Below are 21,827 nucleotides of genomic sequence, written 5' to 3'. Positions count from 1 at the left end.
GGATTTGAGAGGTTATGGTTATGAACATGAAGTTTGTGGGCCTGCCCCTGGTTGCCGTGGCATTTATGGCGCTGGCTGGCTGCGCGTCGCCCACGGTGGTGACTTTGCAGAACGGTACCCAATATTTGACCAAGGACACCCCCAACACCCGCACCGTCGATGGTTTCTATGAGTTCGAGGATATTTCCGGCAGACAAGTCCGGGTCCGCGCCGATGATGTGGCCACCATTCGCAAGGAAGACTGATTCCAGTGATTCGCCTGGTAGGCCGCCATCGCGAGCAGGCTCGCTCCCACAGGTCTGGTGGTGACCACAAATGCTGCATCCACCCATAAGCCACTGTGGGAGCGGGCTTGCTCGCGAAGGGGCCTGTACATCCAACATCACCGTCAACTGACACACCGCTTTCGCGAGCAAGCCCGCTCCCACAAGACGAGCCGCTGGTGAACACAAATCCTGCATACCCCCGCCCCCCTGTGGGAGCGAGCCTGCTCGCGATAGCGGTATCAAGCGAACACGATCCCGTCGCCACCAACCTGACCGAGACCAACCCCCACCAGGGTCACGGAACTATCACCGACCTTGAGCAGCGTGTCATTGCCCACCTGTGACAGGTACTCGCTGTCGTCATGACCTGTCCCGGCGCCCGGTACACCGAGGAACACCAGTTTGTCCCCTGCCTCATACCCCGTGATCCGGTCCTGGCCGAACGAGCCGTTGAACAGGAAGGTGTCACCGCCACCGCCCGCTTGCATCAGGTCATTGCCCGCACCGCCGACAAAGGTGTCGTGACCCGCGCCACCTACCAGCACGTCGTTGCCGTCCAGGCCAAACAGCCAGTCCCCCTTCGCACCCGCCACCAGGGTGTCGTTGGCCGCGCTGCCCTTGACCGATGACGCATACGCCGTCAGGTTGGCGCCGGCCACCAAGCCGTTGGCGGTGACGCCGTGGCTCACCTCATCCTTGAGCAGCCCCCAGAACAATCCGGACTCTTTACTGACCAAGGTGCCGATGTCGCGGGTGACGCTGATCCCGCCATGGGCATCGCGCATGTACAGCGTCCCGGCGCCGTCATGGGCGAAACTGAAATCCTTCACCGACTGCTGCAACTGCAGACTGTTGCTGCCCTGCCCGCCCTCGATCACGTTGTAGCCACCGCCATCGCGAAAGGTGTCGTTGCCGGCGCGACCTTCCAGGTAGTCGTTGCCCTGGCCGCCCTGGATCAGGTCGTTGCTATCGCTGCCGATGATGAACGTGCTGCCGGTGTGGGTTTCAGCGTTGCGGTTGAGGTCCTGCACCCAGGTGTTGGCGCGCGCAGGGTCCGACAGGTTGGCGACAATGAGGGTGGAGTCTTTTTCGGTGAGGTCGTAGAACGCCGAGTTCATGATCCGGCCCAGGCCATCGCTGTAGCCGCTGGGCAGGTGGGAAACCCAGGTGGGGATGTTGAGGATGGAAAACGGCAACACGTTCCAGGCCGCCGAAGCGTAGAGGTCATTGAAACTGACGATGTTGTTGGTGGCGGATTCCTGTTGCCCATCGTGCACACCCACCGAGGCGAGGTTGAACGTCGAGCCGTCCAGGGCGCGGAACACCGGATCGTTCTCGTAGCCGATGTTCAAGACCTTGTCGGTACTGCTCTGGGTCGGCGAGGCGTAGGCGATGTAATTGGCATCGGCATAGAAGCCTGACCATTGCTGGGTGCTCAAGTCCGCCAGGCTGTTGACCGCCAGCCCACCCAGGCTGTGGCCGCTGACCAGCACGTCCGCGCCCGTGAGCCCATGGGCCTGGGCAAACTTCGCGACGTCCTCCAGCAGGCTGCCAAAGGCTTCGCCGGCGTAGTTTTTCGCATAATCCTTGGGGCCCAGCGCGGCCATCAGGTCGTTGATCACGTCGCCAATGGAATCGCCAATCAGGTTTTCCCGAGGGCCACTGGTGCCGCGAAACGACACGCCGATTTCCTGCAACTGCCCCGTTGCGTCGTACTTGCCAAGGATCTCGACCTGCGCGGTGGTGTAGCCGGCCTTTTCGCCAAAGAACGTCCCGCGAGCATCCACCTTGCCGGCGTAGCCCAGTTGCTCGGCGCTGATGGGTGTCCAACCGGCTTTCTGAACGGCTTCCAGGGCGAGTTTTTCCGAATCGGGATTCCACGGCACGCCGGGAATCACCCCTTGGGAATCAGCGCCCCCCAATAGCGCGGTGACCAGGGTCGCCGGCAGGCCTGCACCGAAGCCGTTGTGCTGGTACCCGGCGGCAAAGCCGTGGTCGAGGTTGTGGTAGGAATACAGCATGATCGCCATTGCGTCGCTGACCAGTGCCTTGGATTCGGTAGTGCCGAAGTTCTTGTAGTCGTAGATACCCATGGTGGTTGCTCTCTTTTTGTTGTTGGAATGCTAAAACCATCTGATGGAGGATCATTGTGGCGAGGGAGCTTGCTCCCGCTGGGCTGCGCAGCAGCCCCAACACGGTTGTCGCGGTGTGCCAGGTTGATCCGGTCAGCCTGTTTGGGGGGGCTTCGCACCCCAGCGGGAGCAAGCTCCCTCGCCACAGAGGGACCTGTTCAGCCCCTCCTTCTGCAGAAGTGCCTGTTCAACGCCTTCTCTTGGTCAGAACTGCCAATCCAGGGTCAAGCCCACGCCGTGGGTTTTATCCCGGGCGCCGAGCAGGCCGTTGTAGTCCAGGTTGACCCGCACATCCTTGGCGACGGCGAGCCCGGCACGGGCGCCGATCACGGCGGCGTTGCGGTCCATCGACACGCTCTGCACAGCGAAGGTGTTGCTGCTGCCGGCGAAGGCCAAATCCTGTTCGGACGAGGTGCTGCTCAGGTTGTGCTGCCAGCCGATGGAGCCGGCCAGCTGCAGTTGCTGTTGATCCGACAGCGCCAGGGTGTGGCTGGCCCGTATGCCCAGAGTCGAAAGCACTGCATCGCGCCGGTCGTCATCACCGTGCAGGGCCGCGTTGTCGCCTTTCTCATGGAAGCTGTCGCTGTCCAGATGCACATAGGCCAGGTTGGCGAACGGCTCCAGGGCCACCGGTTGCACATCGAGGCGGTACGCCGCTTCAGTGAAGAGTTGGGTGGTCCGCGCATCACGCTTGGCTTTCTCCCGGCCACTGACGTCGCCCCATTGCAGGTCGCGCTTGACGTCGATGCGGTGCCAGCTGTGGGCGCCGCCGACGGTCAGGCGCAGCGCATCGATCTCATGCCCCAGATAGACACCCAGGTGATAGCTGTCAGCCTTGGCCGAGGAATGGGTACCGTCGCCCATGCCCAGCGAAGTGTCGCTGTAGCCGGTGACGAAACCCAGTCGCGTCTGCTCACTGATCAGGCCATCGACACCGACCAGCAAGCCGCCGATGGAGCTGGTCGTGCCGGCGCTATCATGCCCGCCCTCGTTCTTGCCCCAAGCGCCCAGCACCTTGAACCAGGCATTGCTGCTGGCATCGGTCGGTGTACCGGCCTCGTAGAGCGCGTCCTGGCGCAGACGATCGCCCACGGCGTCACGCAAATGGCGACTGTCGTTGATCAATTGCGTGCCGATGGCCGGGTGGATTTCGCCGGACAACTGCTGGAACGCTTGTTGTGCCACGGCGGCGCTGGGTGCTAGCAACAACGCCTCGTACAGCCCGTTGCCCGCGCCCAGTTGCTCGGCGGCAGTGGCCACGGAGCGCTGGTTGGGCGTCAGGCCAAGGCTGGCAAATGACGCGTCGTTACGCTGGACCGCCAGTTGGATGCCGCTGGCGCCGTACGCCAGGTCGCCCCCCAGGAAGGCGTAGTTGGGCAACACTTCGGCAAAACGCCCATCAATGCCACCGGCAGCCTGCAGGATGTTGAACTGTCTACCCAGCAGGCTTTTCACTTCGCCGGCCGTAAGCAGCGTCGGGCTGTTTTCCAGGGACAGCGACACCGTCGCCCCGTCAATGGACGCCTTGCCGCCAGCCACGATCAGGTCGCTGGAACTGGGCGAGACTTCCACCGCGTAGTTCGAACCGGGTTGGAACGTCACGTCGCCGGCCACCTGCAAGGTGCCGATGGAGTTGCCCGGCGCCACGCTGCCGCCGCGGTTGGCGGTCAGGCTGGCGATCCGGCCGTTGCCGCCCAGGACGCCGCCGTCGTTGACCGTCACGGCCGATACCAGCGAACCATTGATCGCCAGTCGTCCTTGATTGACCAGGGTCGGGCCGCTGTAGGTGTTTTCGCCGGTGAGCACCAGGGTGCCGATGCCTTCCTTGGTCAACCCGCCGTGGCCGGCGATGTCGTTGCGCCAAACGTCCAGGCCGCATTGGATGCCGCTGCACACCCGCTCCGTGGGTTTTCCGGCATCGATGATCGCGCCGATGCCCGGCAGGTCCGCCACGAACTGACCTGAACCGTAGGCGTCATCGATGCGAAACTCCTCGGGAATGTCCTGTTCGGTCACCAGCATCGATGGGCCGTTGATGGCCTTGCCCAGGTTGATCATGCCCCAGCCATACAACGAATCGACGCCCGGCGCGCCCATGTCGGTGGCGGTGGTGCGCAGCACGCTGGCGACTTGGGCACCGGTCATGTAGGGGAAACGCTCCATCAACACCGCCACGCTGCCGGCGACATGGGGCGCGGCCATGGAGGTGCCGCTCTTGTTGGCGTAGCCCACGGTCAGATCGTCGGCCCCGGTGCCGCCGATCACCGCGCTGTAGACCCGGGTGCCCGGTGCCGACACGCAGAAACTGGCGGTGTAGCCGCAGCGCGACGAGAAGGTACTGATGGTGTACGGATCGGGGCTGGCGGTGTCCGGGTTGACTTGCAGCGCCGCCACGGTGAGCCAGTTTGGCGCGATGTCCGGGACGAAATACGCCAGGCCTGCGATGGCATCGGGGTTATTGAGGTTGTAGTCGTTGCCGGCGGCGAAAATCGTCACGATCCCGCTGCGAGCCGCGGCGATGGCCCCTTCGTAGGCACCGCCGGGCTTGGTGCCTAGCAACGGCTGGATCTGATCGAATTGCAGCTGCGCATCCTGCACGGTGAAGTGCGGGAACGCCGGATCGCGGCCGCCCTGGTCGAAGCGGTCGGTGATACCGATACCCCAGCTGTTGTTGATGATCCGTGCGCCGCTGGCGATCAACGCGTCCCAGCCCGCCTTGTACACCGCGCCATCGTTGCCCCGGATGATGCCATCCTCGGGGCCCGGGTCGCCGTTGTCGGCGCTGATGATCTGCGCATCGAACGCCACGCCGTGCATCGGGCTGCCATCGCGACTGCCGGCCGCGATCCCACCGACGTGGGTGCCATGGGAGCCCAGCTTGCCGTCCGAGCCGACGGTCGGCGAGCCGTCGTAGCGAAACGGATCGCCGGCTTTCACCGGGATGTAGGGGTCGGTGTATTCGCGGATGCCGCTGGTGACCAAGGTCACGACCTTGTCAGTGCCGGAGAACTCGGGGTGCGCCGCATAGACCGGCTGGTCGAAGATCCCCAGCTTGACGCCCTTGCCGGTGTACCCGGCGGCGTAGGCCTGCTGCGCGTTGATCGCACCCAAGCCCCATTCGGCGTTGAATTCGCTGCTGCGCCAGCTGTCCGGCTCACCCGCCCTGCCGCCCTCGACATAAGGCGCCGCCTGGGCCGTGCCCAAGGCCGCCAGTGCGCAGAGCATGGCGCGATTGAGGGTCTTGAGCAGAAACACGCGACCTGTCGCTCTGGGTTGTTTTTTGTTTTCGATTTTCATCACGAACCATCCTTAGTTGTTGCAAAAATCCTGTGGTGTTCCTGGCTTTGTGGCTTGCCATGGCTTCTGTGGCTTACCCAGCCTGTGTGGCTTAACCAGCTTCTGTGGCTTACCCAGCCTGTGTGGCTTAACCAGCTTCTGTGGCTTGCCCAGCTTTTGTGGCGAGGGAGCTTGCTCCCGCTGGGCTGCGCAGCAGCCCCAAAATGCCTGCGAGCGCTTCGCACTCGAGCGGGAGCAAGCTCCCTCGCCACAACGGCGTCCCTCGCTGTCATCGAGCGTCCACGCGGGACACAAACGCCTCGTCCACCTTCGCCAAATCCTGCGCACCGAGGGTGCCGGCGTAGTAATGCAGCTTGGTCCAGGCCATGAGGTAGTCGTAGCGGGCCTGGGCCAGGTCGCGGCGGGTGGTGTAGAGCTGCTGCTCGGCGTTGAGCGCGTCGAGGTTGACCCGCTCGCCGCCAAGAATGCTTTGCCGGGTCGAGACCACCAGCGCTTCGGCGGAGCTCAGGGCTTTCTGGTAGGCCCGCAGTTTGTTCACCCCCGACACGCAGGCGCTGAACTGCCGGCGCAGCTCGATCAGCGTCTCGCGGGTCTTGGCCTCCAGCTCATATTCGGCTTGTTCCATGTTGCGGCTGGCCTGGCGGGTCGACGCCGAGACCCCGCCGCCGGCATACAGCGGCACGCTGACTTCCAGGCCGATGGTGTTAGTGTCGTAGCGCTGGTTGTAGGTGTTGCCGCTTTCCGATTCGTTCTGGCGCATCGTAGCGTAGGCATTGACCTTGGGCAGGTGCCCGGCACGGTTGCGCTCCACCTCGAAGCGCGCCACGTCCACCGCCTGGCGCTGGGACGCCAGGCTGGGGTTATTGCTCACCGCCAGCTCATGCCAGGTGTCGAAACTGGCCGGTTGCAAGGCAAAGACCTGGAAGGTGTCGTGCAAGGGCGCCAGGTCGCCGATGTCCAGGGCCGGGACGCCAATCAACGAGCCGAGCTCACGCAAGGCGGCATCCTGCTCGTCCCGGGCCTCGATTTCCTCGGCGATTGCCAGTTCATAGCGCGCCTGCGCCTCAAGGATGTCGGTGCGGGTGCCTTCGCCCTGGCGAAACAGATGTTCGTTCTGCTGGAACTGTTGCTCGAACGCCTTTTTCTTGGCCTGGGCGATGTCGATCTGGTCCTGGGCGAACAAGGCCTGGGTGTACTGGCTCAGTACCCGCACCAACAGCGCCTGGCTCTTTTCCCGAAAGCTTTCGTCGGCGAACAGCGCCTGGGCCACGCCCTTTCGGTAAGCCGCGTACGCCTCATAGTCCAGCAAGGGTTGCTGCAGCGTCAGGCTGGAGCCGTAGCTGCTGTAGTTGCGATCGTCGTGCTGGCTGGCACCACGGTCATTGAGGTACGTGACCTTGGATTGGTTGCGCCCCTTGTTGTAGCTGTAACCCAAATGCGGCAACAGCCCGGCACGGCCAATAGCGCGATTCTCCAGGCCCGCATCGCGCTCCTTGATCGCGCCCAGGTAGACGGGGTCATTGCGCAAGGCCTGCTCGTAGAACTCGAACGGCCCCATGGCCCAGGCGTTGTTGCCCACGGAAAAGGCCAGCAAGGCCATCCAATAAAAACGCTTCATACCGCCAGACATCCTTATTCTTCGGTCAACGCAGAGCCGGCTCGGTCGAGCAGCGGTTTGAACAGGTAGTTGAGCAACGAGCGCTCGCCGGTGCGCACGAACATCTCAGCCGGCATGCCGGGCTTGATCACCAGGCCGTTGAGCTTGTCCATGGCCACGTCGCTGACGCTGCTGCGCAGCACGTAATACGGCGCGCCGGTTTTTTCATCGAGCATCTGGTCTGCGGAAATCAGGCTGACTTCCCCCGGCACTCGTGGCGTGCGGTTCTGGTTGAAGGCGGTAAACAGGATGTCCACCGGTAAATGCGGGCCGACCTTGTCGATCAGGTGCACCGGCAGGTGCCCTTCCACCTCCAGCCGCGTGCCCTGGGGCACGATTTCCAACAAGGTGTCGCCCTGGCGCACCACCGCGCCTTCGGTGTGAACCCCCAGGTTCACGGCGATGCCGTCGGCGGTGGCGAGGATTTCGCTGTGTTGCAACTCGAACCCGGCGGACTTCAGTTGCTGTTGCAGGGTTTCGCTCTTGAGTTGGGCGTCGGCCAACTGGCTGCGCACCTCTTTCTGGTATTCCTCGTTGTGCTGCTGGAGCTTCAGCCGCGACTCGACGATCCCCTGCTCCACCCGCCCGCTTTCGCCGCTGTTCTGCGCCAGTTCCTGCTGCACTTGCGACAACTGGCGCTGATAGTCCAGCAGGCGGTTGCGCGGGATGTAGCCGTTGTCGGCCAAGGGTTGCAGGTTGCCCAGTTGCAGGCGCAGGGATTCGGCCTGGGCAGTCAAGTCACTGCGGGCCCGGCGCATGCCCGCCAGTTGCGCCGTGGCGCCCTCGATGCTGGCGCGCAGCGCCGCCTGTTCCCGGGCGAACGCTTCACGGCGACTGCTGAACAGTTGCCGCTGGCCTTCGAGCACCAGGGCCAGGCGTGGATCGGGATCGTGGCTCAGTTCGGTCGGGAAACTCACCTGCAACAGGTTGTCCCGCTCGCTTTGCCAGCGCGCCAGGCTGGCCCAGGTCATCCGGTACTGCGCCTGCAGCGATTGCACGTCGGCTGCGGCCTGGGTCTGGTCCAGGCGGAACAGCGGCTGGCCCTGCTTCACCGCTTCGCCTTCGCGCACCAGGATCCGGCTGACCACTCCGCTGCTCATCGATTGCACGGCCTTGCGCTTGCCTGAAACCACCACGGTGCCTTGTACGGGAATCCCTTGGTCCAACGGCGCCAGGCTGGCCCAGGTGAAAAAACTGCCCGCGCCCACGAGCGCCAGTGCCCAGCCCATGCGGGTGAAGAAACGGGCGTCGCGCTCCGGGCACCCAAGGTTCTGAGAATGCTCGAGGTTCATATCGCGGTCCTGGCTCATACGCCACCCGGCTTGCTGGTGGATGGGTACTGGCGACTCATGCTCAGTCCATTCGGGGCACTCTGGGTGCTGTTGGGCGGTGATTGGCGCGGTGAATCCGCCTGGCCGGACAACGCCCGCAGCACTTGCTGGCTCGGACCGAAGGCTTGTAGCCGGCCGTCATCGAGCACCAGTAGCTTGTCGGCCTGGGCCAGTGCCGAGGAGCGATGGGTGACCAGCACGACGCTGGTGCCTTGGGCCTTCATCTGCGCAATGGCATTGGCGAGCGCCGCTTCACCCACTGTGTCGAGGTTGGAGTTGGGTTCGTCGAGCACCACCAGGCTCGGCCGGTCGTACATCGCCCGCGCCAGGGCGACCCGTTGCTTCTGCCCGCCGGACAACCCCCCGCCATTCTCCCCCAGCACCGTGTCGTAGCCCTGGGGCAGGCGCAGGATCAGTTCATGAACCCCGGCCTGTTGCGCGGCAGCGACGACTTTCTGCGGATCGGCTTGGCGAAACCGGGCGATGTTCTCGGCGATGCTGCCGCTGAACAGCTCGATGTCCTGGGGCAGATAGCCGATGTGCGGGCCGAGTTGCTCGCGATTCCAGCGATGGATGTCAGCCCCGTCGAGGCGCACCGTCCCGGCGAGGGTTGGCCACACGCCGACCAAGACCCGGGCCAGGGTCGACTTGCCGGAACCGGACGCCCCCAGCACGCCGAGCACCTCCCCGGCGGCCAGGCTGAAACTGACCTGCTGCAACGTCGCGTTGCGTTGCCCCGGCGGTCCTGCGCTCACTTGCTCGAAGCTCACCTGGCCCTTGGGCGCTGGCAGCGTCATGCCGTCATCCTGGGGCGCAAACGCCTGCAACAGCGCATCGAGACGGCGATAAGCCAGCTTGGCGCCGCTCCACTGCTTCCACACGGCAATCAACTGGTCGATGGGGCCCAGCACCCGTCCCATCAGGATCGAGCCGGCAATCATCATCCCGGCGGTCATGTCACCCTTGATCACCAGCAGCGCGCCCAGGCCCAGCACCAAGGATTGCAGGCACAGGCGCAGGGTCTTGCTCAGCGAACTGATCACCGCGCCGGTGTCGCTGGCCTGGTTTTGCAGGCCGAGAAAGCGCGAATGCACGGCGAACCAGCGGCTGCGCAGCGCTCCGAGCATGCCCATGGCCTGGATCGTCTCGGCGTTATGCAAGTGGCTGGTGGCCAATTGGCTGGACTGTTGCGAGTAGACGCTGGCCTGCCCCAAGGCTTTTTTGGTCATGGCCTCGTTCAGGCACGCCAAGCCGATCAACAGCAGCGTACCGACGGAAGCGAACACGCCGAGCCACACGTTGAACAGATAGATGACCAGCAAGTAAATGGGAAACCACGGCGCGTCGAAGAAGGCAAACAACGCCGGCCCGGTAAGAAATTGACGAATATGCGTAAGGTCGCCCAAGGATTGCCCGGCGTTACCTTCACCCTGGCGCAGATTGCGCTCGAACGCGGCCCGGTACACCTGGAGATTGAAGCGCCGTTCCAATTGGCTGCCGATGCGGATGACCACGAAGCTACGGACCATTTCCAGCAGCCCGATGAACACGAAGAAACCCACCACCATCAGCGACAGCATCACCAGGGTGGTTTCGTTCTGGGATGACAGCCCGCGGTCATACACTTGCAGCATATAAATCGAAGGCGCGAGCATCAGGACGTTAATCAGCGCGGTAAAACAACCGACACTGATCAGAATGTTTTTATAGTCGCCCAGCGCTTTAAACAGCGGCACTGCGGCAGCGCTCCTTGCCCTATTCATGATCTTCCTTGCTGTTGGCTTTGCCGGTGAACCGGCCGTTAGTTCAACTTACCAATCTTTAAATGTTCGTTCAGTGCACACCGACATCCACACCCGTACAAATTCGTTAATCCGCTTTCTGAGACTTATTTCGTTCAAGCCTAAGTATCAAACCGGACTTCAAGGTCATCTGGTAATGATGTTTCCGGCGCAGCCCCAAGTGAGTCCTGGAGTCTTGCCTGCCAATCAGGGATAGACCATCGGGTTCGGTGAACCAACGAACCGGTTCATCTCCCAGCCAGTGCCCAAGGCACTCGGTTTGGCCACCGAGGGTCTGGTCCGCCTTGAGTTCGACCAGGCAGGTGTTGGACGGTTTGTCCTGCATTGACTGGCTTTGCGTGGTGTCCTGCGGGCTCGACAAAACGGCCTGCCACTGACCGGCCAACTGCGAGGGTTCTGCTAACAACAGGCTGCGCGCCATGGCGACTTCTCCACAAAACATCATCAGCGTAGCGAGCAACCCGGCGGTCGCCTGAACACTACAGGGCATGAACTTTCTACGCATTTCTTCGATCCTGGCCGGGGTTCTGTAGGAGCTGTCGAGCGAAGCGAGGCTGCGATCTTTCCCTTACTCCTTGAGTCTCAAGCGAAAAGATCGCAGCCTTCGGCAGCTCCTACAGGAGGACCGGCATTACGCCACGATATCCGAGGCCGCCGCCTGGCCAACAGTGCTGACCAGGAAGTCAGCCACGCCGTGCCCGGAGAAGTCCACCGACAGCAGGCTGTTGCCACCCGATGTCGACAGCACCGCATCCCCCGCCGCACCGGTGAAGGCGCTGACGAAATGCAGGCCCGCGCCCTTGGTGATACCGGTCAGGTCGATCTTGTCCAGGCCACTGACGAAATCGAGGATCTGGTCGGTTGCTCCCGGCCGCGAATCGGAACTGGCAGCGAACACGAAGGTGTCCGAACCCGAGCCGCCCCAGAGCTTGTCCGCACCACCGGCGCCCCAAAGGATATCGTTGCCGGCGCTGCCCTTGAGCTCGTTGGCCACCGCGTTGCCGATCAGTAGATCGCTGCCCGAACCGCCGATGGCGTTTTCGATGGTTGCGCCTTGGGCGATGGACACGTTGCCGACCATGCCGCCAACATCGGAGAACGAGGCGTCATTGAGATTAATTTTCTGGTTTTGGGTAAAGCCAGAGAAATCCAGGGTGTCACGGCCGCCCGCATCCCATACCGAAAACACGACTTTGTCCGACGACGAAGACGCACTGAGGAAATCGCGACCGGTGTTGGAGTTGAAACCGTAGGTCGAATCGCCGGTACGGGTCGTGGTGTTGGCACCGTAGAGTTTCTGGATGGCCGCGATGTCATCCATCAACGGACCCGAGGCGTAGGCTTCGACGCCGCCCTTGCTGAAGTTCTGGTCGGTATTGCTTTCGCTCCAGTAGCTCATGAGGCTGTAGCCACGGGTGTCCTGGCCATAGGTGGCGTCATCGTAGGTCGGGCTGCCTTCGCCGGCGTTGTAGTCACCTGGGTGGGCCAGGCCGAGGGTATGACCGATTTCGTGGGTCAGGGTCTGACGGCCGTAGTTGTTCAGGTCCGGGTTCTTGTTCTGGGTATAGCTGCTGTTGATCAGGTACCAGGACGTGCCGTCATAACCGGCGCCAGTCCCCGGCAGATAAGCGAACGCCGCGGCGCCATCCTGGCCGCCGCTGTAGTTACCGAAGGTCATGTGACCGTCGCCACCGCTGGCCTTTTCGGTGAAGGTGACATTGGCCACGTCCGCCCAGGATTGCATGGCCAGGGCGGCCTGGCCCTTCTGCTGGGCGCTGAACTGGCTGAAGCCACTGATCCCATGCTTGTTCATGGTGCTGGATGAGGCTGACGTCAGGAAGGTGTAGGTCAGCTCGATCTTGCCGCTGCCGTCCCGGTCCTGGTAAGCCGCGCCGTCGCGCAGCAACTGGGTGGCCGCCTCGTCGACGGAGTACGACGGTTTGCCGTTGACGGTCAGGTTGCCGCCGCGGTCGTATTGATGACTGAAACTATTGATCTGGTTGAACGCATTACTGGGAGCGGCCAGTTGCGGCGCCCAGAGCAGTTGCTCGGCAGAATCGATAGCGCTGTTTTTGACTTTCGACATAAACACACTTCCTTGTTTGCAAATGGAACAGTTTTAGTCAGACAGACGATCTCTGGCGAGATCGTCCTATCACTCGCCCAATGAGGACGTAAGAAACCTGACACAATTGGAAATCAAACGTCCAGCCATTTTTTTCGTTCAATTCCATGCCCTGCCCCTTAACACCCCTAAACAGTAGACTTCGGCCTCGCTAGTCTCCGTGTGCAACTGCCGAAACTGCGGATTGTCGGACAAAACCATATTTAAATATTAAATAGCGATAACTAGCTGTTTGCGAACGACATCGCACTTTTCACAACTAAGTGCCAGCGAAGTGCTATTAATTAATACCTACCAAGTCACCTCAAGGTTTACGTGCACACACTTCCCGCAGACAGCCCCGAAGCCAGCGATGCACCGGGTCGGCGTCCATTCGCGGATGCCAGAGCATGGCGATCGTGAATTCCGGCACCGGAAACGGCAGCGTAAAACTGTAGAGGCCGATCCGCAGGCTGGTGGTGTAGCGCTCAGGCACGCTGGCGATCAAGTCGCTGGACCGAGCCAGCCCCAACGCCGAGGAAAAACCTGGCACGCTGGTGACGATTTCCCGGGACAGGCCCAACGCTGCCAGGGCCTGGTCGATGAGGCCGTGATCCAAGCCGCGCATCGAGACCCCGATATGCCCGCCCGCTGCATAACCGGTAGCGCTCATCGCCGCCTGGCTCAACGGGTGTCCGGCACGCGTCACCCCGATCAGGCGGTCGCTGAACAACGCCTGGGTTCGCAGTTCCGGGCTGGTGTCCTTGTCCACTACGGCCGTTTCCAGGTCCACGGTCCCTTCGCGAAGCGCTGTGCTGTCCCGGTCGGTCTTTTCCACGAAACGCAGCCGCACGCCGGGCGCTTGTTCGTGAATGCGGGCGATCAGGTCGATGGCGAAGTTTTCCACGAAGCCCTCACGGGTGCGCAGCGTGAAAGTCCGATTCAAGCGCCCAAGGTCCGGGATCGTCACTGGGCGCAACACCGCCTGGGCCTGTTGCACCAAGAGACTGACCTGTTCGCGCAACTCCAGCGCTCGGGGTGTCGGCACCAGCCCTCGCCCGGCCCGTACCAACAGCGGATCTCCAGTGGTTTCACGCAGCCGCGCCAGTGCCCGGCTCATGGCCGACGGGCTGAGCCGCAGCCGCCGGGCGGCCTGGGCCACGCTGCCTTCGCAGAGCAGTACATCGAGGGTGACAAGCAGGTTTAGGTCAGGCGAAGACATGGCGCAATCTCGAATTGGATATAAGGCGCTTTGTGCAGCTATAACCTGCAAACGCTGCGTCTTCCGCCATGTTATGCCCAGCGGTAACGTTGTAACAGCGCCGTATTGAGCGCGCGGAGACAGGTGACACGATGAAACCCATCATTACCCAACCAAACCAGCCGGCAACCGCACCCGCGAGCCAGTCCTTTTCACCTCGCTGGGCCTTGGCGAGCCTTGCGCTCTCGACGCTGCTGGCCTCCCTCGGCGCCAGCGTGGCCGCGGTGGCGCTACCGACACTGGCCCAGGCCCTTGATGCCTCTTTCCAGCAGGTCCAATGGGTGGTGCTCGCCTATCTGCTCGCCATGACCACGCTGATCGTCAGCGTCGGCCGCCTGGGCGACCTGATGGGCCGGCGCAAGCTGCTCTTGGCCGGCATCGCCTTGTTCACCTTGGCCTCGCTGCTTTGCGGCCTGGCGCCTTCGCTTTGGTTGCTGATTGCAGGTCGGGCGCTGCAAGGCCTGGGGGCCGCCATTATGATGACCCTGACCTTGGCCCTGGTTGGCGAAACGGTCGCCCAGGAAAAAACCGGCAGTGCCATGGGCCTGCTGGCCACGCTGTCGGCGGTGGGCACGGCCCTGGGTCCCTCCGTCGGCGGCCTGCTGATCAGCGGGTTCGGCTGGCAGGCCTTGTTTCTGGTCAACCTCCCCCTTGGCCTGTTGACCTTAGGGCTGGCCTGGTACGCGCTGCCGGTGCGGCAAGTGCCGCCAAAGGCCGGAACGGCCCGCTTCGACATTATCGGCACCGTGTTGTTGGCGTTGACGCTCGCCGCCTATGCCTTGGCCATGACCTCGGGGCGCGGGACCTTTGGCGAGTCGAATATCGCGCTGCTGCTGGTCGCGCTCGTGGGCGGCGGATTGTTCATTCGAGCCCAATCCCGGGCCGTGTCGCCGCTGATTCCGTTGACTTTATTTCGCGACAGGTCATTGGTCTCGGGCCTGGCGACGAGCGCCCTGGTCGCGACCATCATGATGGCAACGCTGCTGGTCGGGCCTTTTTACCTGTCCATCGCCCTCGGGCTGCCGGCGGCCCTCGTCGGGCTCGTGCTGGCGGCTGGGCCATGCGTCGCGGCGCTGGCCGGAGTGCCTGCGGGACGCCTGGCTGATCGGTTCGGCGTGCAAACCATGCGGCTCACCGGCCTGGCGACCATGGTCCTCGGTTGCCTGATGCTGTCATTGGTACCCCCCGCCCTTGGCATCGGCGGCTACCTCCCGGCCATCGTGGTCACGACCCTGGGCTACGCGTTTTTCCAGACGGCCAACAACACGGCGGTCATGGCCGATGTGGCGGCCCAAAGGCGGGGCGTCGTCGCGGGGCTGCTCAACCTGTCGCGCAACCTGGGTTTCTTCACCGGAGCCTCGGTACTCGGTGCGGTGTTTGCGGCCGCAGCGGCGACGAATGACATCACCCGTGCCAGCCGCGAGGCGGTGACGAACGGTCTGCACACGACCTTCGCCGTTGCCTTGGGCATGGCGATCCTGGCCCTGATCATCGCCCTGAAATACCGCGTGCCAGAGCGGTTGGGCGAACCTGAGAAGACCCCCGGTCAAGCGTGATGGCATTCTGAGCATTGCCGTTTAAGTCGTGATCCAGATCAAAAAAAGTGAACCAATCGCAAAACGGACTGAAAAAATCCACATGAGCTTCATTTTCAGGTGCTATTTTTAGTTCTCACTGGTAGAGCCAAGATGGCTCTTCCTTCCTGACATGAGCAAAAGGAAGCGCTCGATTGAAGAAGGCGGGCAACACATGAATAAAGGATCTTTCAGCAAGGTTACGTTCCCCAACGCTTGCCAGTTGATGCGCTGGCACTTCCATCCCATGGGATTCGAAGCGAGCATGGATGCGCCGGGCAGCATGGTTGCCCGGTTGTTTGATCGTGCCAGCGGCGAGACGATGATCGCCATTGCAGGGATCCCCTGTGCGACGGTGATGAATGCACCGGATGTGGAACGAATAATCGAGGCGGTTGAGGCCGAGCTGGAAGCCTTTGTGCCACCGGTTGGGTTGCGGCGGTTTGCTTCCTGATCGGGTTGGTTCTTTTTAATGCTAGATAAGCGGCGCCTCCCTTTTTGGGAAGGCGCCGTTTTTTGAGGTACATAACCGTTGCTGCGCTAACGGCGGCTTATGGTTCCGCTTTACAGCGGGTCACTATTGCAAGGCGGCCTGAGAGCCGACCTGGCTCTTCAGGTCGCACACTTATCAGATCTGTAGGACAAAGCTTGCTCGCGATGGCGGTTTCACAGTCGATGAGGGTATTGGATGGGCCGGCCCCTTCGCGAGCAGGCTCGCTCCCACAGGTGATCTGGGTATTCATGAGTTTTGTGTTCACCGCCCGGCCCATTGTGGGAGCGAGCCTGCTCGCGATTACAGTGGTGCAGCACACATAAATGCCAGCCCCGACCGCTTTTGCTTTGGATCTTGATCTTGATCTGGGCGCCCCGTTAAACCACGCTGGCCGAACGCAGGCATTGCGCAGTGGGCCCACGGAGCAATGCCGGAGTGAGGGCATGCCGAGCCTAGGCGAGGCACCGAGTGGTGGGGCAAAGCGTTTTTGGTTACTTTTGGCTGGTCCGGCTCCCGGCTCTTCCAAAAGTGACCCGCTGTAAAAGCGGAACCATAAGCCGCCGTTACCTAAATAACGGATATACACACCACTCTCATATCCCAGCACGGAAGCCTCAACCCTTACGAACACGCCGATGGTCAACAAAAAAAGGCTTATCCGCAGCAACACGATCCGAAGCCTTAGGTCCATTGGCCGCCTGCCCATCCTGCCCATCGACATACCAGTAGCAATGCTGCACCGCACGAGTAATCCCCACATACGCCAAACGCAAGATTTCATCTTTTTGCGCCGTGTCGTAAGGCTCGGCATCCCCGTCCTGCCCCAGCCCAGCCATTCGATAAACCTGATTTTTGTAGGGTGAACTGCTCAAGTGCTGACAGTCACCCAACAAGAACACTGCATCAGCCTGGAGCCCCTTGGCACTGTGGTAAGTCATCTGCCTGAGCCGCCGAGCATCGTAAGGCAAGCTAGAATCCACATTAACTACTGACTGAATATTCTTTTCTATCAATAGCTTGTCGCTACTTTTTCGATACAACATCAAGATGGAGTCACCCTTGCGATAATGCTCCTCCAATCGCAGGGCCAGGCCTTCATCGTCTCGATCCAGCACATTGACCGGACTCAGCGAACGAGGCATGCCGCTGGCCTTGGCCTTTTTACCAGGGATCGCCGCAGCGGCACGTACGATGTGCTCGGCCGCGTCAATGATGTGCTGATGGCTGCGGTAGTTGTCGGTAAGCATGACCCGAGTTGTCGCGGGTGACGGGAATTGCTTGTTGAACGCCATGAAATAGCTCGGCGAACTGCCGCGCCAGCCATAGATCGATTGCCAATCGTCCCCGACACACAGCAAGGAAGAGCGCTGGGCGCCGCGCCCCACATGCAGCGCTGGGCCACGGCTACGGACCTCGCGGAGACTGGCGCGAAGCCAGGAGACGATCTGCGGCGACACGTCCTGGAATTCGTCGATCATCAGATGCGAAAGCGGCCTGAGCAAGGCATCCCCCAGCAACTTGAAGTTTTCCGGCGAATGTTCGCTAAACAACGCGAACATGCGGTTGTAAGTCATGATCGGTGGAGATTGATCGAGTAAATGGTCTTCGAAGGCTCGCCAATAGCGACTCAGCGCCTCGAAAAAATATCGATCAGGGTCATCTTGGGCGAAGGACATCCGGCCCACGGCATCCGGGACGTCAAGCCCAAGGTTCTCGATAAAGCCTGCCGCCGCGACAAAACAGTCCAGCAATGGTGCCGAACCCAGCTCGCCCTTGACCTTATAGTCGAACCCGGGCCCGGCGCTGGCATCCCCGGCCATTGTGGCCAACACACGCTTTGATGCCTCATAACTTTCCAGCCAGATCAGTGGCTTACGGCAGAAAGCTTGAAACAAGGTACGCTTTACCGCCCACTCCGCGCGGATACTCAACTTGGCGCCCGGACGACCGAGCCGCGCGTCTTCCCGCGGATCGAAGCCCAGCATCACCCAGGCATCGAGTGACGGTGCGTAGCCGTGACTATGGAATCGAGAACCGTTGATTTCAAAAGTCTGTCGCTTTGGCTCGATCCCCTTGATTGGCCAGGCACCGGCGCGAAACCACAGGTCTTCGACGGCGTCGCACAATTCTTCGTCGCGCTGGGCCGCCAGTTCGGTGACGGCCACCCGTTTTTGCACATCCGGGTGATCGCGCTCCAGTTCCTTGAGCTGCAGGGCATGGCGGGACAACGGCTGGATCAGCTCTCGGAAACGCGCGTCCCGCTGGTAAAGGCTGTAATAGCAGGCATTGAGTTGCTGGCGCTGGACGTCATTGATGCGCAGGTCAAAAGGATTGTCTTGGGCGTCGTCCGCTTCGGCGCGATGACTCAGGGTCTCGAAGGCCTGGAGGCGCTCGAACCCAGGCAAGCTGCGCACCATGGGCAAGATACGCGAATGGAAGGTTCGAACCAGATCGCGAGCTTCCTTCAGGCTGACAGTTCGCCCCCACAGGCCGAACACTTCGATCAGCTTTCGAATGAAATCCTTGCGCGACTCCCGGGTAAACGTCACCACAGTCATCGAATCCAGTTCGAAGCCCAAGTAGTGGGACAGCAGCACGATGCGCAGCACCAGGGTCGTGGACTTGCCCGCACCCGCCCCGGCGACCACCGACGTGGACGGTGTGTCGCTGAAAATCATCTTCCATTGCGCTGCACTGGGTTGCGCATGCGCCGGCAGCAATCGAGCAACGTCCGCTTTGATGCGTTTCTTCAAATCGGCGGTCAGTGGCAGACGCCAGTCGTCGAACAACAAATCATCCACCTGGGGTGCCGGGTGCTCCGTGCTACGCGAATCGCGGATCAACAGCACCTGACGGCCCTCTTCGAGCCCTTCGGCCCTGCCTTCCTTATAGCCATAGTCGAAACCGGCGGTATGGCCGCTGCGAAAGCCATCGGCCTGGCCGTGCAACCAGGACGCCCGGTGCTGGGCACGCAGGCGCGTCAGGCCATGGCCGAAGAATCGAGCGGCCAGGCGCTTGAGCAACGGCATCTGGGCCAGGGGTAACAGCTCGGGGGGAAGATCGGGAGTGTGTTGCGACACGTGGGACTCCGGTGTTCAAGAACCATGACGGCTATGGTCTCTGTATTTGCCGCCAGATTCCACCCAAAAGCTTTTAAGTCATGGGTTTAGGCGATGAAGTGAAAGTTGGCTCGCGATTTTATATCTAAATAAACGATAGGATTGAAACGTTTTTTACGCTTTTTATCGATGGTTTCCTTGGCGAAAATAGCGCCATCAACCCTCGCTTTCGCTCTTCAGCGAAAAGGACACGAACATGCTCGAACTCAGGCCCTTCGCCACCTTGGGTGCCGCCAACCACGGCTGGTTGGATGCCCACCACCATTTCTCGTTCGCCGAGTACTACGACCCGCAACGCATGCATTGGGGCAATCTGCGCGTCTGGAACGATGATGTCATTGCCCCCGGCAGTGGTTTTCCTCAACATCCGCACCGGGACATGGAAATCATCACCTATGTTCGCGAAGGCGCCATCAGTCATCAGGATAACCTGGGCAACAAGGGCCGTACGGAGGCTGGCGACGTACAGGTCATGAGCGCGGGCACGGGAATTGCCCACAGCGAGTACAACCTGGAATCGACGGCCACGCGCATTTTCCAGATATGGATCATTCCCAACGAAGAAGGCCTGGCACCGTCATGGGGCGCCAAACCGTTTCCCAAGGACTCGCGCGAAGGCTTCGTGACCCTGGCCAGCGGCAAGGCCGGCGATGACCAGAGCCTGCGCATTCGCGCCAACGCGCGGTTGGTCGCGGCCAACCTCAAGGCGGGTGAAAGTGCGGAGTATCGGCTGGACGCCGGGCGACGAGCTTATCTTGTGCCAGCCACAGGATCGATAGAAATCAATGGATTACGCGCACAAGCTCGAGACGGTGTTGCGATTGAAGCTGAACAGGTATTGCGAGTGACCGCGATCGAAGACAGCGAAATCGTGCTCGTAGACCTGGCTTGATCCCTGCGCTGTCCTGCTGCTCTTGTGGCGAGGGAGCTTGCTCCCGCTGGGCCGGTCCGACGCCTCGGGCGCAGCGGCCCCGCTTTTTTTGGCGGTCGCTGCGCAACCGAGCGGGAGCAAGCTCCCTCGCCACACGTTCACATCACAGGCATCACTTGCACAGGCGTTACTTGCTAGTGATAGCCCCATCCACCAACGTTTGTGCCTCAGCCACCAATTGCTTGAGGTGCGCATCGCCAATGAAGCTTTCAGCGTAGATCTTGTAGATATCTTCAGTACCGGACGGACGCGCCGCGAACCAGCCGTTTTCGGTCATGACCTTCAGGCCGCCGATGGCCTGGTCATTGCCCGGCGCATGGCTGAGGATGCTCTGGATCTTCTCCCCAGCCAGTTCCGTAGACGTCACCTGGTCCGGCGACAGCTTGCTCAGCAGCGCCTTCTGCTGCGGGTTGGCCTTGGCATCGACGCGAACCGAGAACGGTTCGCCCAGCGCGTCGGTCAAGGCGCGGTAGGCCTGGCTCGGATCGCGACCGGTGCGGGCCGTCATCTCCGCCGCCAGCAACGCCGGAATCAGGCCGTCCTTGTCGGTACTCCAGACGCCGCCATCCTTGCGCAGGAACGAAGCACCGGCACTTTCTTCACCGCCAAAGCCCAGGGAGCCATCGAACAGGCCATCGGCAAACCATTTGAAGCCCACCGGCACTTCATAGAGACGGCGCCCCAGGCGCTTGGCGACGCGATCGATCAGGCCGCTGCTGACCACCGTCTTGCCCACGCCCGCATCGGCGCGCCATTGCGGGCGATTCTGGAACAGATAGTCGATCGACACTGCCAGGTAATTGTTCGGCGCCAACAGGCCGCCGGACGGCGTCACGATGCCATGGCGGTCATGGTCCGGGTCGCAGGCGAAGGCCACGTCGAAACGCTCCTTCAGGCCAATCAACCCTTGCATGGCATGGCTGGAGGATGGGTCCATGCGGATCTGCCCGTCCCAGTCGACGGTCATGAAACGAAAGGTGGAATCCACGTGGGTATTCACCACCTCCAGGTCCAAGCGGTAATGCTCGGCAATGGCTGGCCAGTAGCGTACGCCCGCGCCACCCAACGGGTCGACGCCCAGGTGCAGCCCGGCAGTGCGGATGGCATCGAAATCGATGACATTGATCAGGTCCGCCACGTAAGTGTTGACGTAGTCATGGCGGTGGGTGGTATCGGCCTTCAGGGCCTGCTCGTAACTGACGCGCTTGACGCCAGCGAGCTGGTTGGCCAGCAGTTCGTTGGCCTTGGCTTCGATCCACTTGGTGATGTGGGTATCGGCCGGGCCACCGTTAGTAGGGTTGTACTTGTAGCCACCGCTTTGCGGCGGGTTGTGGGACGGCGTGATGACGATACCGTCCGCCAGGCCCGACGTGCGGCCACGGTTGTAGCAGAGAATGGCGTGGGAAACCGCTGGCGTCGGGGTGTATTCATCCCCCTCGGCGATCATGACGGTCACACCGTTGGCCGCGAACACTTCCAATGCGCTGGCGCCCGCCGGGGTCGACAGCGCGTGAGTGTCGATACCGACGAACAACGGTCCGTTGATCCCCTGGGCTTCGCGGTACAGGCAGATCGCCTGGCTGATTGCCAATACATGCCACTCGTTGAAGCCCAGGTCAAAGGAGCTGCCGCGGTGGCCGGAGGTGCCGAACGCCACGCGCTGGGTTGCAACCGAGGCATCGGGTCGGCCGGTGTAGTAGGCCGTCACCAGTCGCGGGATATCGATCAACAACTCTGCCGGTGCCGGCTTGCCCGCAAATGGACTGACTGTCATGCAAAACCTCTGAGTGGAATGGCTCGGGAAATGGGGTGCAGTTTACTGACAGTTCGACCATGGCGCGATGGGTTCGATCCATCGCC

14 protein-coding genes are annotated in these 21,827 nt (G+C 61.7%); 4 read left to right on the top strand and 10 right to left on the bottom strand.

Annotated elements, in window-relative coordinates; all coding sequences use genetic code 11:
• The first annotated feature begins 20 nt into the window (after window positions 1-20).
• Complete coding sequence (locus M1D99_RS15965; protein WP_186706770.1) at window positions 21-245, top strand: YgdI/YgdR family lipoprotein; 225 nt, start codon at window positions 21-23, stop codon at window positions 243-245.
• Between the two features lie 260 nt (window positions 246-505).
• Here the strand turns inward: M1D99_RS15965 and M1D99_RS15960 are convergent, their stop codons facing one another.
• From M1D99_RS15960 to M1D99_RS15925, 8 genes are all read right to left on the bottom strand, one after another.
• Window positions 506-2,359, bottom strand: a complete 1,854-nt coding sequence (locus M1D99_RS15960) for a polyurethane esterase (protein WP_458130419.1) — start codon at window positions 2,357-2,359, stop codon at window positions 506-508.
• A 243-nt stretch (window positions 2,360-2,602) separates the two neighbouring features.
• The gene (locus M1D99_RS15955; RefSeq protein ID WP_458132145.1) at window positions 2,603-5,623 is read right to left on the bottom strand and encodes an autotransporter domain-containing protein; all 3,021 of its coding nucleotides are present in this window, start codon (window positions 5,621-5,623) and stop codon (window positions 2,603-2,605) included.
• Window positions 5,624-5,963: 340 nt separating this feature from the next.
• Window positions 5,964-7,313 carry a TolC family outer membrane protein gene (locus tag M1D99_RS15950; protein ID WP_434570152.1) on the bottom strand — a complete coding sequence of 450 codons (1,350 nt, stop codon included), beginning with the start codon at window positions 7,311-7,313 and terminating at the stop codon, window positions 5,964-5,966.
• 14 nt (window positions 7,314-7,327) lie between these two features.
• The gene (locus M1D99_RS15945) at window positions 7,328-8,662 is read right to left on the bottom strand and encodes an HlyD family type I secretion periplasmic adaptor subunit (RefSeq protein ID WP_458130418.1); all 1,335 of its coding nucleotides are present in this window, start codon (window positions 8,660-8,662) and stop codon (window positions 7,328-7,330) included.
• Window positions 8,659-10,446 carry a type I secretion system permease/ATPase gene (locus M1D99_RS15940; RefSeq protein ID WP_458130417.1) on the bottom strand — a complete coding sequence of 596 codons (1,788 nt, stop codon included), beginning with the start codon at window positions 10,444-10,446 and terminating at the stop codon, window positions 8,659-8,661. Before M1D99_RS15940 ends, M1D99_RS15945 begins: the two co-directional genes overlap by 4 nt.
• Before the next feature lie 106 nt (window positions 10,447-10,552).
• Complete coding sequence (locus M1D99_RS15935; protein WP_458130416.1) at window positions 10,553-10,990, bottom strand: AprI/Inh family metalloprotease inhibitor; 438 nt, start codon at window positions 10,988-10,990, stop codon at window positions 10,553-10,555.
• Between the two features lie 126 nt (window positions 10,991-11,116).
• Window positions 11,117-12,571 (bottom strand): serralysin family metalloprotease, encoded by a 1,455-nt coding sequence (locus M1D99_RS15930; protein ID WP_186706761.1) that lies wholly within the window; start codon window positions 12,569-12,571, stop codon window positions 11,117-11,119.
• 343 nt (window positions 12,572-12,914) lie between these two features.
• Window positions 12,915-13,811 (bottom strand): LysR family transcriptional regulator, encoded by an 897-nt coding sequence (locus M1D99_RS15925; RefSeq protein ID WP_458130415.1) that lies wholly within the window; start codon window positions 13,809-13,811, stop codon window positions 12,915-12,917.
• 131 nt (window positions 13,812-13,942) lie between these two features.
• Here M1D99_RS15925 and M1D99_RS15920 point away from each other — a divergent pair, with 131 nt between their 5' ends.
• Together M1D99_RS15920 and M1D99_RS15915 are read left to right on the top strand one after the other, a co-directional pair.
• Window positions 13,943-15,406 (top strand): MFS transporter, encoded by a 1,464-nt coding sequence (locus tag M1D99_RS15920; protein WP_434570144.1) that lies wholly within the window; start codon window positions 13,943-13,945, stop codon window positions 15,404-15,406.
• A gap of 193 nt (window positions 15,407-15,599) precedes the next feature.
• Window positions 15,600-15,878, top strand: coding sequence for a DUF1652 domain-containing protein (locus tag M1D99_RS15915; protein ID WP_003201764.1), 279 nt, complete (start codon window positions 15,600-15,602; stop codon window positions 15,876-15,878).
• Window positions 15,879-16,531: 653 nt separating this feature from the next.
• Here the strand turns inward: M1D99_RS15915 and M1D99_RS15910 are convergent.
• Window positions 16,532-18,997, bottom strand: coding sequence for a UvrD-helicase domain-containing protein (locus M1D99_RS15910; RefSeq protein ID WP_434570142.1), 2,466 nt, complete (start codon window positions 18,995-18,997; stop codon window positions 16,532-16,534).
• Window positions 18,998-19,232: 235 nt separating this feature from the next.
• Here M1D99_RS15910 and M1D99_RS15905 point away from each other — a divergent pair, with 235 nt between their 5' ends.
• Window positions 19,233-19,928, top strand: a complete 696-nt coding sequence (locus tag M1D99_RS15905; RefSeq protein WP_186706756.1) for a pirin family protein — start codon at window positions 19,233-19,235, stop codon at window positions 19,926-19,928.
• 166 nt (window positions 19,929-20,094) lie between these two features.
• Here M1D99_RS15905 and pgm read toward each other — a convergent pair whose 3' ends face one another.
• On the bottom strand, window positions 20,095-21,741 hold the full coding sequence (gene pgm, locus M1D99_RS15900) for a phosphoglucomutase (alpha-D-glucose-1,6-bisphosphate-dependent) (RefSeq protein ID WP_186706754.1): 1,647 nt from the start codon (window positions 21,739-21,741) through the stop codon (window positions 20,095-20,097).
• Between the last annotated feature and the right edge of the window lie 86 nt (window positions 21,742-21,827).

The sequence above is a fragment of the Pseudomonas sp. R3-41 genome, assembly GCF_054161485.1.
The sequence above is the reverse complement of the archived record's forward strand: the minus strand, read 5'-3'. Positions and strand labels throughout refer to the sequence as shown.

Excerpts from the sequence above, each read along its gene's own strand:
- M1D99_RS15965 (WP_186706770.1), top strand. The coding sequence starts at position 21 with ATGAACATGAAGTTTGTGGGCCTGCCCCTGGTTGCCGTGGCATTTATG.
- M1D99_RS15960 (WP_458130419.1), bottom strand. The coding sequence starts at position 2,359 with ATGGGTATCTACGACTACAAGAACTTCGGCACTACCGAATCCAAGGCA.
- M1D99_RS15955 (WP_458132145.1), bottom strand. The coding sequence starts at position 5,623 with ATGCTCTGCGCACTGGCGGCCTTGGGCACGGCCCAGGCGGCGCCTTAT.
- M1D99_RS15950 (WP_434570152.1), bottom strand. The coding sequence starts at position 7,313 with ATGAAGCGTTTTTATTGGATGGCCTTGCTGGCCTTTTCCGTGGGCAAC.
- M1D99_RS15945 (WP_458130418.1), bottom strand. The coding sequence starts at position 8,662 with ATGAGCCAGGACCGCGATATGAACCTCGAGCATTCTCAGAACCTTGGG.
- M1D99_RS15940 (WP_458130417.1), bottom strand. The coding sequence starts at position 10,446 with ATGAATAGGGCAAGGAGCGCTGCCGCAGTGCCGCTGTTTAAAGCGCTG.
- M1D99_RS15935 (WP_458130416.1), bottom strand. The coding sequence starts at position 10,990 with ATGCGTAGAAAGTTCATGCCCTGTAGTGTTCAGGCGACCGCCGGGTTG.
- M1D99_RS15930 (WP_186706761.1), bottom strand. The coding sequence starts at position 12,571 with ATGTCGAAAGTCAAAAACAGCGCTATCGATTCTGCCGAGCAACTGCTC.
- M1D99_RS15925 (WP_458130415.1), bottom strand. The coding sequence starts at position 13,811 with ATGTCTTCGCCTGACCTAAACCTGCTTGTCACCCTCGATGTACTGCTC.
- M1D99_RS15920 (WP_434570144.1), top strand. The coding sequence starts at position 13,943 with ATGAAACCCATCATTACCCAACCAAACCAGCCGGCAACCGCACCCGCG.
- M1D99_RS15915 (WP_003201764.1), top strand. The coding sequence starts at position 15,600 with ATGAATAAAGGATCTTTCAGCAAGGTTACGTTCCCCAACGCTTGCCAG.
- M1D99_RS15905 (WP_186706756.1), top strand. The coding sequence starts at position 19,233 with ATGCTCGAACTCAGGCCCTTCGCCACCTTGGGTGCCGCCAACCACGGC.
- pgm (WP_186706754.1), bottom strand. The coding sequence starts at position 21,741 with ATGACAGTCAGTCCATTTGCGGGCAAGCCGGCACCGGCAGAGTTGTTG.